A 13,709-nucleotide genomic window follows, 5' to 3' on the forward strand; every position below is an offset into this window, starting at 1 on the left:
GCCGGGCACGGTGCGGCCCCGGGCGCACACCGCCCGGGGCCGCACCGTCCACCGGTGTCCCGACTCAGCGTTCCACGGTCAGGTTCCGCCGGAAGGAGCCCGGGGCGCGCAGGGCCTTCTCGATGTCCTCCAGACTTCTGCCCCGCGTCTCGGGCACCTTGAACACCACGAACAGCACGCACAGGACGTTCATCGCCGCGTACACGAAGAAGGTGCCGGAGCGGCCGACGGCGTTGATCGCGCTGAGTGCCGTGACGGCGATGAGCAGGTCGAATCCCCACACGGCCAGCGTGGCCAGACTGGTCGCCGGCCCGCGCACGGCGAGGGGCAGGATCTCCGGGGCGATCAGCCACACCACGGACTGGATGCCGATCCCGTTGAAGAGGATGTAGGCGAACAGGGAGAGGACGACCACCCACCGCTGCGTGGGTGAGTCGCCCGCGAGGAAGGCGGTGCCCAGCACGGCCATCGCCAGCCCCGACAGGGGAACGAAGAGGAGCATGGTGCGCCGGCGGCCGATCGCGTCGACGGCGAACGCGCCGGTGACACCGGCCACGACGAGCATGACCCCGATGCCGACGCCCGTGACGAGGGCGACGTCATCGCCGAAGCCCGCGTCCGACAGGATCGTCGGCGCGTAGTACACCACGGCGTTGATGCCGGTCAGCTGGGAGAACGCGGCCACGCCCAGCGCCACCACGAGGGCGGGCCGGAGCCACGGCCGGAGCAGTGCCCGCCGGTCCGCGCGCGGGGCGGACGCCGAGACCTCCTCGATGCCGGCGACCTCCGCGTCGACGTCGGTCCCGGCCGGCCGCAGCCGCCGGAGCACCGCACGCGCCTCCTCGGCCCGGCCGTGCTCGACGAGCCAGCGGGGGCTCTCCGGCAGCCGCAGCATGCCGGCCGCGAGGATCGCGGCCGGCACCACGGCCAGCGCGAACATGACGCGCCAGCCACCGAGGTCGGCGAGCAGCCAGCCGCACAGGTACGACACGAGCTGCCCGATGGCGACCATCAGCTGGAACAGCACCATCAGCCGTCCGCGCACGGCGGCGGGCGCCACCTCGGCCAGATACACGGGGACCATGTTGGAGGCGCCGCCCACGGCGAGGCCGAGGACGAAGCGCGCCGCGATCAGTGTGCCGACCCCCGGCGCCACCGCCGAGGCGAGGGCGCCCGCCGCGAAGACGACCGCCACCCACAGCACCACGCGCCGCCGCCCGTGGCGCACCGCGAGACGGCCGGACCACAGCGCCCCGACCATCGCCCCGACGAGGATGACGCCGACGACGATCTCCTGCTGCCGGGACGACAACGCGAGGTCGTCCCGGAGGTGGAGCAGGGCGCCGGAGATGATGCCCGTGTCGTAGCCGAAGAGCAGTCCGCCGAGGGCGGCGACCGCCGCCACCGCGTAGAGCTGGGCCGGCTGGCGTGCCGGGGTGCGGGCGCGGTCCGCGGACAGCGTGGCCGGCTCAGGCATCACCCATGACCAGACCCTCGATGGTGTGCTTCTGCGTCACCGGCGTGAGTTCGTCCACGACGGGGCAGTCCAGGTGCCGGCGCACCCGCTCGGGGAGCGTGTCCCAGTAGCGGCGGGTGACGGCCGTGTCGTGCCGGTCGCCGTTGGTGGCCTCGGGGCCGTCCACGCCGAGCACCAGGACCGGGCGCGTCCTGCTGGACAGGTTGGTGGTGCCGCGGTGGATGGTCAGCGCGGTCCGGGCGGAGATGTCGCCGCGCCGGGGGTACTTGCGCACGGCCCGCTCCTCGTACCGGGGGTAGTCGGACCGGGGCGGGAACATGCCGTGGTCGAACTCGGGGCTGTCGTCCCAGTGGGTGCCCGGCGCGATCTCGAAGGGGCCCATGTCCTCGGCGGTGTCCACGGCCGTGACGTTGAAGGCGAGCGAGGTCAGACGCCGTTCCCGGCGGGTCTCCTCGGGCATGGGGAAGTCACGGTGCCAGGGCTGGTTGACCGCGCCCTCCATCGGCACGTCGAAGCCCAGCTCCACGATGCGGTAGTCGGGACCGAGCACGGCGGTGCACACCGAGCGCACCCACGGGTGGTCGACCAAATCCACGAAGCCGCGGAGCTGCTCGGGATGGATCTCGACGTAGTAGCGGTTCGGTCCGCGCCCGACCGCCCCGCCCGGACGGGACATGGCCTCGTCGAACGCCGCCTCGATGTCCTCGCGGAGCCTGTCGGCCCACTCGGGGGTGAAGGCGCCCTTACGGGCGGTGATGCCGTCCCGGTAGAGGGCCTCGACGTCCGGTGACACGTCGTGCGGCAGCTCGTCGACGTTCGTCCCGGGGAACAGGTGCGTGCTCATGTGTGCGCCTCCTCGCGCGTTGGTACGCCCTCATGGTGCAACGTTGAATGCAACGTGGCAATAGGCGTCGCGCTTTCTTTGCCGAGCGTGGGGAGAGGCGTGAAAGGATGAGCAGGTGAGCAGCCGCCTGAAGGACGTCGCCGCCCGCGCGGGCGTGTCGATCAGAACCGTGTCCAACGTCGTCAGTGGCTCCGGCTCCGTCGCGGAGGCCACCCGGGCCAAGGTGCAGGCCGCCCTGGACGAGCTGGGCTACCGGCCGAACGTCGCCGCCCGCAACCTGCGCGCCGGGCGCACCGGGCTCGTCGGCCTGGCCATCCCGGAGCTGCACTCGCCGTACTTCGGCGAACTGGCCGGCCTCCTCGTGGCCGCCGCCCGGCAGCGCTCGTGGACCGTGGTCATCGACCAGACCTTCGGGGACCCCGACGCCGAGCGGCGTCTGCTGGAGGGCGCGGGGGACCGCATGGTCGACGGCCTGATCATCAGCCCGTGGTCCCTGAGCCCCGAGCAGCTCACCGCCCGCGCCCCGGAGGTGCCCGTCGTCCTGCTCGGGGAGCGCGATCCCGACGGCCGCGCCGACCGGGTGGCCGTGGACAACGTCGCCGCGGCCGACGAGGCGACCACCCATCTGCTGGAGACGGGGCGCCGCCGCGTGGCCGCGATCGGTCTCCAGCCGCACCTGCACAACGGCACCGCCCTCCAGCGGCTCCAGGGTTACCGCCGGGCGTTGCGCCGGGCCGGTCTGGCACCCGAGCCCGACCTGGAGAGGACGGTGCGCGCCCTGCACCGCGAGGACGGGGCCGAGGCCATGACCGCCCTCCTCGACGACGGGGTGCGGGCGGACGCCGTGTTCGCGTTCAGCGACGAACTGGCCCTGGGCGCGCTGCACGCGGCCCGCAACCGCGGGCTGCGCGTCCCCGAGGACCTGGCGGTGGCGGGCTTCGACGGCATCGAGGACGCCCGCTACGCCAACCCGGCCCTGACGACCGTGGTCCCCGACAAGCGGCAGATCGCCGAGCGGGCCCTGCAGTGCCTGGCGGACCGCATCTACAGCCCCGGTGCGGAGGTGCCTCCGCAGGACATCGTGGTGCCGCATCGCCTGGAGGTGCGCGCGAGCACGCGGCCGGCCGGGTGATCACGACCGGGTTCCGCCTCACTCCCCCTGGGTGTCGAACGCGACGAACCGCAGCTCCGACGTGTAGCGGTGGCCCTCGTCGTCCGTGAGCCAGGTCTGTTCCGGGGTCGGGAGCATCTCCGTGAACGTCGCCGTGGCGGACGGGTCCTTGCGGGCCAGTCGGCGCAGGGCCTTGGCCAGGATGGTGACGTAGACCGGGCTGTCGAAGTCGACGTAGAACGGGCGGGACTCCGTCGGGGAGACGACGAACACGAAGCGGGGCAGGCCGAGGCGGGTGCGCCAGTGGCGGGCCCGCACGAAGCGCCGGGCCTCGTCCTTGTCGTCGGCGAACCTGGCCTCGGCGACGGGAAGTTGCCAGGTCTCGCGGGCGACGACCATGCGGTCGACGGTGACCCGGGGTGTGTGGGCGGCCGGCGGCAGCGGCTGGAAGAGGTCCATCGACAGCGTGGTCAGGACGTGGGAGAAGACGTCGATCGCGGGGAAGACCGCGCCGTCGGGCAGCCGGACCACGAGGGCGCCGTCCCGTTCCTCGACCAGCGCGTCTGCGCTGCGCACGGCGCGGGGGCGGGCCGGGTCGGCCGTGAAGTCGGTGAGGGCGACCTGGTAGTCCTCCTGGCGTACCAGCGTGTGCCGGACGCGGGCGGAGAGCCGGGACCGGTGCTCCTTGGGGATGAGCGGCATGAGACGGGGGCCGGGGTGGTCCTGGTCGGTCAGGGCGAACAGCTCGTCGGCGTCCGGGTGCTGATGGGTGAAGAGCGAGGCGCCCAAGGTGTTGGCGGCCAGGTGGAGTTCGCCGAGGACCAGGGTGAAGTCACCGCGCGCGGCGGCCTCGGGGCCGTCGGCGGCCATCATGACGTCCGGGCTGAGGTAGCGGGCCGCCGTCCAGCCCCCGCCGCCCTCGAACTCCCGCCGTACGGGCTCCTCGAGGTCGGCGACCCGCCGGGTGACCCTGCGCGCGTCGTCCGGGACCGCGAGGATCCGCTGCCAGCGCTCGGCGAACTCCCGCTGCAACTCCCCCGCCGCCGTACGGGCGGTGCCGTGCAGCACGGGCAGGCACGCGAACCAGAAGGAGGCCAGGTCGACCGGGTCGCCGGCGGCGGCGAGGCGGTGGTGCACCGTGCGGATCTCGGTCTCCACGACGGCGGCCAGCCGGGCGGTGAGCCAGCCCGCGCTGTCCATCAGGAGCCGCAGCGGGGACAGTGCCTCCACGACGGCCGGGCCGAGCCGCGCGGTGGCCGAGCGCCGGGTGTCGCTGTAGACGAGGGCGCGGCAGGGGGCGGTGGAGGCCGACTTCTCACGGGTCGCGGCGGTGTCGGTGAGTTCGGTGAAGTCGCGCTCCACCTCCTGGAGCGCGGTGAGGAGTTCGGTCTCGTCGGTGGCCGCCGCCACCTTCGCCCTGCCCTTCTCCAGGAGGTCGAGGGCGTCGAGACCGCGTCGCCTCGGGTCCGGGTCGCCGACGGTCGACAGCCAGTCGCGCAGGGCGCGTTCGGGGTGGGTGCCGGCCGGCACCTCGAGCCGCCAGGTCACCCAGCGGCGGGCCACCAGGTCGTGCAAGGTCTGCGTCACGTCGGCGCCGGGGAGGTCGGCGGCGATGTCGCGGGCCGGGCGCACACCGTCGCAGCGGGCGAGGACCGCTGCCTCGGAGTCGGACACCGTCGTCGGGCGGCGGCCGGGCACGCGTACCTCGTTCCCGTGCAGCACGACGAACGGGACCGGCCTCGGAGCGATCCACTCCCGCAGCGCCGGGTCCGCGTCCAGCATTTTCGCCACCGCGTCGATGCCCCAACTCGCCCAGTAGACGGTCGAGTCGGCGATCAGCCCGGTACCCGGGTCGACGTGTGCGCCGGACGCCGTGCGGTCCCAGCGGCCCCAGCCGACGGGGCCGAAGAAGCCGATGGTGTCGTTCTTCACGCAGAACCGCTGCCAGTAGTGCGCGACGAGTTCCTCGCGCTGGCGGGGCATGCTGCTGCGCTTGTCGGTGTCGGGGTTCCAGCGCAGGAACGGCGCGATGCCGGAACCGAGCAGGGGGCGGTTCTGCCAGGCCAGGGCCGCCTGGAAGCGGGGCAGGGCGGCGACCTCCTGGAGGACGTGCGCGGTCTCCACGGCGGCGGTGCCCAGTTCGGCGGTGAAGGCCTCCCAGTCGGGGCCGGACAACGGCGTGTCCGGGGTGAACTTGTCGGCGGCCTCGGCGAGTCCGGGCGGGGCGAGGCGGAGCACGCCGTCGGCCGGGAACCCGGGCCCGCGCAGCGCGAACTGGTTCCACAGGCGCCAGCGGCCGAGGAACGGCACGAGGTCTTCGGACATGACGGCACTCCTTTGACGCGTGCACGGGATGAGGGGGTGAGGGAGGTGTGGTCGTGGGTGGCCGCGCCGCGGCGTGACGCGGCGGCTTCACCGGGATGGGAGGTTCTGCGGTGTCGGTCGGTGCCTGCGGTCGGTGGGAGCGGCGGGCGGCCCGGGTGCGTGCGCCTGTCGGGCTGTGTCGGGTCGGCGCAGGCACCGCGGGGCCCGCCGCGTCGGCTCTCCCGTCAGCCGCGGCCGAAGTCCGCGTCGACGACCTCGGCGAGGTCGTGCGGCGTCGGGTACGCGAAGACCAGGGAGACCGGGATGTCGTCGGAGCCCAGCGCCTCCTGGAGACGGCCGGTGATCTGGAAGGCGGTCAGGGAGTCGCCGCCGGCCTCGTAGAAGTCGGTGTCCGGGGTGAGCTCGGGGTGGTCGAGGACGTCGCGGAAGATGTCGACGAGCAGGTCGAGGGTGCTGACGGCGATGGCGGTGTTCTCGGTCATGGCATGTCCTTCCGGAGGGTTGCGGTTGCGGTGAGGGTGTGGAGTCGGGCGGTGGTGTTGCCGCCGGAGACGACGACCACCGCGGCTTCGCGGCGGCCGTCGCGCAGGGCTCCGGCGAGGGCGACGGCGCCGCTGGGTTCGGCGTCGACGCCGTGGCGACGCAGCAGGGCGGCCGCGGCGAGGATCTCGGCCTCGCCGACGGCGACGAGGTCGTCGACCCGGTCACGGATGATCGGGTAGGTGAAGTGGCCGGGCCGCTGGCCGCGCAGGCCGTCGGCGACGGTCCGGGTGGGCGGCAGCTGGACCGGGTGTCCGGCGGCCAGGGAGCGGGCATAGCGCGGGGTGAGCGCGGGTTCGACGCCGACGACGCGGACGGGATGTCCGGCGGCGGCGAGGCAGACGCCGGCCAGGAGGCCGCCGCCGCCGACCGGGACGTAAACCGTCTCGGTGTCGGGGGCGTCGGTGAGCAGTTCCGCGCCGACCGTGCCCTGGCCCGCGATCACCAGGGGGTGGTCGGAGGAGGGGACGAGGGCGGCGCCGGTCGTCTCGGCGAGCGTCCGGGCGCGTTCCTCACGTTCGGCCACTCCCCCGCCGACCTGGACGATCCGTGCGCCCAGGGCGCGGATGGCGGCGGCCTTGGCGGGGGCCGCGCCGGCGGCCAGGACGACGGTCAGTTCCAGTCCGAGGGTGCGGGCGATGCGGGCGAGGGCGATGCCGTGGTTGCCGGAGGAACCGGTGACGACGCGGTCGGCGCCGAGGGCGAGGACGGCGTTGGCGGCGCCGCGTGCCTTGAAGGAGCCGCCGGTCTGGAGGTGTTCGGCCTTCAGGAGCAGGCGTGGCCCGCGGACGGTGGTGGCCGGGCCGGGCAGCAGGGGCGTGCGCACGGTGTGCGGGGCGATGCGGGCGGCGGCGACGGCGAGGTCGGCGGGCCCGTGGACGCGCAGCGCGGGGTGCGGGGCGGCGGCGAGCGTGGTCGTGCGGCCCGGGGTCGTCGGGTGGCTCGTGGCCGTCGGGCGGCCCGGGGTCGGCGGGTGGCTCATGGTCGTCGGGCGGCCCGTCGTGGTCGGTGTGCTCATGCGGTGCTCCCTGCGACCAGGCGGCCACGGTCCGCCTTGCCCCCGCGGGTGGTGGGCAGGGCCGTGTGGCGCAGGAAGCGGCGCGGCATCAGGTGCGGGGGCAGGGTGCGGGCCAGGTGGCCGCGCAGGGCGGCGTCCGGCGTCGTGGGGTCGCCGGTGACATGGGCGGCCAGGTACACGCGGCCCCGGTCGTCGGTGTGCGGGGTGACGACGGCTCCGCTCACGGCGGGGTGGGTGAGCAGCGCGCCCTCCACCTCGGCGGGGTCCACCCGGTAGCCGCGGATCTTGATCTGGCGGTCGCGGCGGCCTTCGTAGCGCAGCCCCTGCGGGGTCCACCGGCCCAGGTCGCCGGTGCGGTACATGCGGGAACCGGGCGGACCGTAGGGGTCGGGCAGGAAGGCGGCCGCCGTGCGGGCCGGGAGCCCTCCGTAGCCGCGGGCGAGGCCCGTGCCGCCGATGTAGACCTCGCCCACGGTTCCGTCGGGGACGGGGCTCAGGTCGGGGCCGAGGACGCGGACGGTGGCGCCGGTCCGGGGCAGGCCGACGACGTCGTGGGCGGGGTCGGGGTCCGCCGGGACGTCGTGGCGGGTGGTCGTCATGGTGCACTCGGTCGGCCCGTACTGGTTGACCAGCCGGCCCGGGACGAGGGACCGGCCGCCCGCGGTGAGGAAGGGCCGCAGGGACTCGCCGCTCGACGCGACGAGGGTGACGCCGGCCAGCGGGTCGGGCAGGTCGCGCTGTCCGGCGAGGTGGGTGAGGAAGGAGGGGGTGACGCTGAGCAGCGCGGTGACGCCGTGATCGCGTACGGTGCGGACGAAGTCGGCGGGGCGAAGCAGCCGCGCGCGCTCCACGAGGACGACGCGGGCCCCGGCCAGCAGGGGCGCGAAGGTGTCGCGGATCGAGGCGTCGTAGCCGAGCGGGGCGGTCTGCAGGGCGACGGTGTCCGGGCCGAGTCCGAAGGCACGGGCGGTGTCGCGGAGGTAGGTGTCGAGGGCCTGGTGCTCGACGAACACGGGACTCGGTTCGCCGGTGCTGCCGGAGGTGTGGCTGACGTAGGCGAGGGCGTGGGGGTCGACGGACGGGAACGCGGAGGCGTCGGCGACCGTGGCGCCCCAGGCGTCGGCGACCGTCGCGCCCCGGGCGTCCGCGACCGTCGCGCCCGAGGGGCCGGCGACCGTCTCGCCCGGGACGTCGACGCCCGTCACGTCCGAGGGGGCGATGCCCGTCGCGTCCGAGAGGTCGACGGCCGGAGCGCCCAACTCGACGCACGGTAGCCCGAGTTCGAGTGCGGCCGCGTGGGCCGTCGTGGTCAGCAGGAGGCGGGCGCCGGCGCTGCGGACGAAGGAGGCCAGCCGGTCCCGCGGCTGGGTGACGTCCAGCGTGAGGAAGGCGGCGCCGCAGCGCAGGACGGCCGTCATGGCCGCGACCGCGTCCAGGCCGTGTTCCACGGCGACGGCGCAGACGGTCTCCGGGCGTGCCCCGTGTGCGCGCAGCAGCCGGGCCAGTTCCTGTGCCCGCCGGTCGAGCTGCCGGTAGGTGACGGGACCGTCCGGGGTGTCCAGGGCGATCCGGTCCGGGTGTCGTGCGGCGTGTTCGGCGAGGTCGGCGGCGAGGGTGCGCATCACCGGTCCCCCTCGGCGGTGACGGTCCGGTCGACGGCGACGAAGCGGAGTTCGGAGGTGTAGCGCCGGCCGTCGGTGTCGGTGAGCCAGGCCTGTTCGGGGGTGGGGAGCATCTCGCTGACCTTCAGCCGGGCGTCCGGGTCGGTGCGGGCGAGGCGGCGGGCGGCCTTGGCGAGGATGGTGGTGTAGACGGGGCTGTCGAAGTCGACGTAGAACGGGCGGGGTTCGGTCGGGGAGACGACGAACACGAAGCGGGGCAGGTCGTGGCGGCGCTGCCAGTGGCGGGCGCGGACGAAGCGCGCGGCCTCGGTCTTCTCGTCGGCGAAGTCGACTTCCGCGACGGGCAGTTGCCAGGTCTCGCGGGCCAGGATCATGCGGTCGACGGTGATGCGCGGGGTGTGGTCGCCCTCGGGGCGCAGGGTGAAGCGGTCCATCACGCGCTGGGTGAGGGTGTTGGCGTAGGCGTCGAGGAGGTCGTAGCGGGTGCCGTCGGGCAGCAGGACGGTCAGCCTGCCGTCGACGTCCTCCACCAGGACGTCGGCGCCGAGCGCGGTGCGCGGGCGGTACGGGTCACCGGTCTGGTCGACCAGCGCCACGTAGTGGTCCTCGTCGCGGTCGAGGGAGGGGCGGCTGCGGGTGGACCACTTGAGCGGCAGTTCCTTGGCGAGCATGGGCAGCAGCCGGGGGCCGGGGAAGTCGCGGCCGGTCTCGGCGATCAGCTCGTCGCGGTCGGGGTGCTGGTGGACGAAGAGGGAGGCGCCCATGGTGTTGAGGGCGCTGTGCATCTCGCCCAGCACCAGTTCCACGTCCCCGCGGGCCAGCGCCGCCTCGTCCTCGGCGACGACGAGGACGTCGGGGCTGAAGTAGCGGGCCAGCGACCAGCCGTCGCCGGGCTCCTCGAACTCCTCGCGGACGCGGGCGGCGAGTTCGGCGGTGGTCAGCCGGACGCGGCGGGCCCCGGACGGGATGTCCAGCAACCTGGCCCACTTGGCGCGCAGTTCGCCCTGGACGGCGTCGATGAGGGCGCCGGCCTCGGGGTGCGGGGAGGGCAGGGTGTGCAGCCACAGGGTGGCGAGGTCGACGGGGCCGTCGGCGGCGAGCCGGTCGTGGACGGCGCGCAGGCGGGCGCGGATGCCGTCGGCGAAGCGGTTGGTCATCCAGCGGGCGGCGGTCAGGCACAGCTGCAGGGGTTCCAGGTGGGCGAGCAGGCCCGGTCCGGCGGTGGCGGTGGCGGCGCGGCGGGTGTCGGAGTAGACGAGTCCGCGGCAGGGGGCGGTCCGGGCGCCCTTGGCGCGCTGGGCCTCGGCGTCGGTGAGGGTGGCGAAGTCGGCTTCCAGGGCTCCGATGGCGCTGGTCAGCGCCTCGGCGTCGTCGCCCGCGTCGGCGACGGCGTCGCGGCCGCGCTCCAGGACGGCGAGCTTGGCGAGGGCGCGGTCGCGGGCCTCCTCGTCGGGGACCCGTTCCACGATGGCGCGCAGGGCGCGGTCGGGGTGGGTGTCCGCGGGCACGTCCAGGCGCCAGTGGACCCAGCGCCGGCGGACCAACTCCCGGACGTAGGAGGTGGTTTCGTCCTCGGTGAGGTCGAGGGCGGCGGCGATCTCCGGCACCGGGCGGGTGCCGTCGCACAGCTCCAGGACGGCCGCCTGGTCCTCCGTCACCTGCTGCGCGGGCCGACCGGGCACCCGCACGGTGGTGCCGGCGGTGCGGACGATGGAGACGCGGCGCGGCGGGATCCAGCGCATCAGCGCGGGGTCCTCGGCGAGCACCTTGGCCAGGGCGTCGATCGCCCAGCCGGAGAAGTACACGGCGCTCGCGGCGAGGAAGGTGTCTCCGGCGCGGGTGGAGACGGCGTCCGTGGCGGCGAGGTCCCAGCGGCCCCAGCCGACGGGCCCGAAGAAGCCGATGGTGTCGTTCTTCACGCAGAACCGCTGCCAGTAGTGCGCGACCAGCTCCTCGCGCTGGCGGGGCATGCTGCTGCGCTTGTCGGTGTCGGGGTTCCAGCGCAGGAACGGCGCGATGCCGGTGCGCAGCACGGCCGGGTTCTGCCAGGCCAGGGCCGCCTGGAAGCGGGGCCGGGCGGCGACCTCCTGGAGGTGGCGGGCGGTGTCGACGGCGGCGGCGGCCACCTCCTCGGTGAAGCCGGCCCACTCGGGGCCGGCGAGGGGGGCGCCGGGCCCGAACTTGTCGGCCGCCTCGGCCAGTCCGGGCGGGGCGAGGCGCAGCACGCCGTCGGCCGGGAAGCCCGGACCGCGCAGCGCGAACTGTTCCCACAGCCGCCAGCCTCCGCCCGGCAGCAGGACAGGTGCGTGCTCGTCCGACATCGCGTGCTCCTTCCGGAAAGGGGGTGCGGGGAGGCGACCGGCCCCGGGGCGGACGGTGGCCCGCCCCGGGTTCGCCGGGTTCTCCGGCCTGGCAGCACGGTCCCGCGCGGCGGGGTCGCGCCGACAGAGAAGATCCGGCAGCAACACGTGCCGCGGGGTCGGCGTGTTCGTCCCTGACCGCGGTGTGCGGGGCCGGTGCACGCTGTCGGCGTCGGCCGTGACCTGCGGCCGGCCCCATCACCAGCGGGAGGTTCACCGTGACGCAACCCGACATCGCGAACGGCACGGACGCCGAGGAGGTCCGCCCGGACACCGACGAGGAGTACCTCGTGGTGCGCAACGACGAGGAGCAGTACTCGATCTGGCGGGCGGACCGTGAGCTGCCCGCGGGCTGGTACCCGGAGGGGGTGCGCGGCGGCCGGCAGGCGTGCCTGGACCACATCGAGGTGATCTGGACGGACATGCGTCCGCTGAGCGTGCGCCGACGGCTGGCCGGGGCACATGCCTGAGGGACTCCCGGGCAGGCTCCCGGGACACTCGGCCCACGACCCGCCACCAGGGGCGCTGACGTCAGGCACCGCGATGCCGGGAGCCCCGCCACCACGAGGCCCGACGCCGGGAGCTCCGCTGTCCGCTCCCGCAGCGCCGCCGGTTCTGCAGCAACGGCTGTGTCCGGCGGTGCTGGACCTGTCGGGGCTGCGGGACGGATCCGCCGCGCCGGGTCCGCGTGCCCTGCGTGCCCCGCTGGAGCTGTACCTGGCCCGGGTCGCGGAGCAGGACCCGCAGACCCTGCGGCGCGCCCGCGAGGTCCTCGACGCGGAGGAGCGGGCCCGTGCCCGCGCCTTCCGGCACGACCGGGACCGTGACGCCTACGTGGTCGCCCACGCGGCGCTGCGGAACGTGCTGAGCGTCGTGACGGGGGTGCGGGCCGACGCCCTGGCGCTGACCCGTGAGCCCTGCGCGGGCTGCGGCGGGCCGCACGGGCGGCCGGTGCTGTCCGCGTCGGGGGTGCACTTCTCCCTGTCGCACAGCGGCGGTCTGGTGCTGGTGGCGCTCGCGCCGGCGCCGGTCGGGGTGGACGTGGAGGAGCTGGCCACCGTCAAGGTCATGCTCAGCGCGCAGTCCGCGCTGCACCGGGCGGAGGCGGACGAGCTGGCGCGACTGCCCGCGTACGGCAGGCCGGCCGCGTTCACCCGTGCCTGGGTGCGCAAGGAGGCCTACCTCAAGGGCCTGGGCACGGGTCTGGTGCGCAACCCCGCGCTCGACTACCTGGGCACGGGCCCGGTACCCGCGGACCCGGCGCGGGGGTGGGCGGTGCGCGACGTCCTGGTCCCCTCCGGCTACGCGGCCGCGGTGGGACTGCGCACCTGCTGACCGCGCGGCAGCGCGGCGGGGAACGGTCGACCACCGTTCCCCGCCGCGCTGCCGGCGTTTCGTCACGGTCGTGCGCGAGCGCCCGGACGTTGCGTCCCGAGAGGTCCGACCCGCGCGCCGCCTTCACGGACCGCGCACACTTTCCACCGTGGGGCCCGGAATACGATCGCGCCCGTGACAGCTCCCGGACCCACCATCGTCGCCACCTCGGGCGGCTCCCGCCCCGGCAGCCGTACGCGGCTGCTCTTCGACGCCCTGGTGCACCACGCGGTCGACCTCTCCGGCGCGCACGGCCGACGGCCGCGCGTCCTCCACGTGGGGACGGCGGCGGGGGACTCCGAGATGGTCGCGGCACGGGTCTCCGAGGCGGCCCGGGTGGCGGGCTACGACCTCACACCGCTGCAGCTGTTCCCCATGCCCAACGTCGAGGACGTCGAGGCCACGGTGCTCGACCAGGACGTGGTGTGGGTGGGGGGCGGTTCGGTGGCCAACCTGCTCGCGGTGTGGCGGGTCCACGGCCTGGACGCGATCATGCGGCGCGCCTGGCGGTCGGGGGTGGTGCTCGCCGGGGTGAGCGCCGGCTCCATCTGCTGGTACCAAGGCGGCGCCACCGACTCCTTCGGCCCCGGACTGCGCGCCGTCACCGACGGACTGGCGCTGCTCCCCTACGGCAACGGCGTGCACTACGACTCCGACGAGGGCCGCCGCCCGCTGATCCACCGGCTGGTCGCCGACGGCACGTTCCCCGAGGCGCACTGCACCGACGACGGGGTGGGCCTGGTCTACCGCGGCACCGAACTGGTCGAGGCCGTGGCGGAGTTGCCGCGCAAGGCGGCGTACGTGGTGCGGCGGGAGGACGGCCGGGCCGTGGAGGAGCGGATCGAGCCGCGCCTGCTCCGGTCGGCGTGACCCCGGCCCCGTGCCGGCGGTGGCGGGGCGCGCACGACCGCGCGGGGCGACGGGCGGTCCGCCCCGGCACCCCCGCACCGGGTCCGCGTCTTCCCGTGCCCCGCGTCGCCGCACCCGCGCTCCCGCGCAGCCGCGCACCCTCGCACCCGCCCCCGACCGGGACCGTGC

Annotated in this window: 11 protein-coding genes; 4 read left to right on the forward strand and 7 right to left on the reverse strand. The window is 75.0% G+C overall.

The annotated features are described in order from the left end of the window. Window positions 1–64: 64 nt before the first annotated feature. Window positions 65–1,477, reverse strand: coding sequence for a sugar porter family MFS transporter (locus ACWD3O_RS15775; RefSeq protein WP_451416236.1), 1,413 nt, complete (start codon window positions 1,475–1,477; stop codon window positions 65–67). Continuing rightward, window positions 1,470–2,321 carry a phytanoyl-CoA dioxygenase family protein gene (locus tag ACWD3O_RS15780; RefSeq protein WP_451416237.1) on the reverse strand — a complete coding sequence of 284 codons (852 nt, stop codon included), beginning with the start codon at window positions 2,319–2,321 and terminating at the stop codon, window positions 1,470–1,472. Before ACWD3O_RS15780 ends, ACWD3O_RS15775 begins: the two co-directional genes overlap by 8 nt. A gap of 115 nt (window positions 2,322–2,436) precedes the next feature. Here ACWD3O_RS15780 and ACWD3O_RS15785 point away from each other — a divergent pair, with 115 nt between their 5' ends. Beyond that, entirely contained in the window at window positions 2,437–3,453 is a 1,017-nt protein-coding gene (locus tag ACWD3O_RS15785; protein WP_451408928.1) for a LacI family DNA-binding transcriptional regulator, read from the forward strand. A gap of 18 nt (window positions 3,454–3,471) precedes the next feature. Here ACWD3O_RS15785 and ACWD3O_RS15790 read toward each other — a convergent pair whose 3' ends face one another. The 5 genes from ACWD3O_RS15790 to ACWD3O_RS15810 all read right to left on the reverse strand — a co-directional run bounded on the left by ACWD3O_RS15790 (window position 3,472) and on the right by ACWD3O_RS15810 (window position 11,258). Continuing rightward, complete coding sequence (locus ACWD3O_RS15790; RefSeq protein WP_451416238.1) at window positions 3,472–5,757, reverse strand: lantibiotic dehydratase; 2,286 nt, start codon at window positions 5,755–5,757, stop codon at window positions 3,472–3,474. 224 nt (window positions 5,758–5,981) lie between these two features. Next, entirely contained in the window at window positions 5,982–6,239 is a 258-nt protein-coding gene (locus ACWD3O_RS15795; RefSeq protein ID WP_451416239.1) for an acyl carrier protein, read from the reverse strand. Continuing rightward, window positions 6,236–7,315 (reverse strand): threonine ammonia-lyase, encoded by a 1,080-nt coding sequence (locus ACWD3O_RS15800; RefSeq protein ID WP_451416240.1) that lies wholly within the window; start codon window positions 7,313–7,315, stop codon window positions 6,236–6,238. Before ACWD3O_RS15800 ends, ACWD3O_RS15795 begins: the two co-directional genes overlap by 4 nt. Next, complete coding sequence (locus ACWD3O_RS15805) at window positions 7,312–8,937, reverse strand: amino acid adenylation domain-containing protein (protein ID WP_451416241.1); 1,626 nt, start codon at window positions 8,935–8,937, stop codon at window positions 7,312–7,314. The genes ACWD3O_RS15800 and ACWD3O_RS15805 overlap by 4 nt, the downstream gene beginning before the upstream one ends. Then, window positions 8,937–11,258 carry a lantibiotic dehydratase gene (locus tag ACWD3O_RS15810; RefSeq protein WP_451416242.1) on the reverse strand — a complete coding sequence of 774 codons (2,322 nt, stop codon included), beginning with the start codon at window positions 11,256–11,258 and terminating at the stop codon, window positions 8,937–8,939. Before ACWD3O_RS15810 ends, ACWD3O_RS15805 begins: the two co-directional genes overlap by 1 nt. A 257-nt stretch (window positions 11,259–11,515) precedes the next feature. Here ACWD3O_RS15810 and ACWD3O_RS15815 point away from each other — a divergent pair, with 257 nt between their 5' ends. From ACWD3O_RS15815 to ACWD3O_RS15825, 3 genes are all read left to right on the forward strand, one after another. Further along, entirely contained in the window at window positions 11,516–11,767 is a 252-nt protein-coding gene (locus ACWD3O_RS15815; RefSeq protein ID WP_451408934.1) for an MbtH family protein, read from the forward strand. A gap of 169 nt (window positions 11,768–11,936) precedes the next feature. After that, window positions 11,937–12,632: a 4'-phosphopantetheinyl transferase family protein gene (locus ACWD3O_RS15820; RefSeq protein WP_451408935.1), complete on the forward strand. Its 696-nt coding sequence runs from the start codon at window positions 11,937–11,939 to the stop codon at window positions 12,630–12,632. A gap of 174 nt (window positions 12,633–12,806) precedes the next feature. Beyond that, window positions 12,807–13,541, forward strand: a complete 735-nt coding sequence (locus ACWD3O_RS15825) for a Type 1 glutamine amidotransferase-like domain-containing protein (protein ID WP_451408936.1) — start codon at window positions 12,807–12,809, stop codon at window positions 13,539–13,541. Window positions 13,542–13,709: the final 168 nt, after the last annotated feature.

Source organism: Streptomyces sp. NPDC002640, assembly GCF_053592575.1.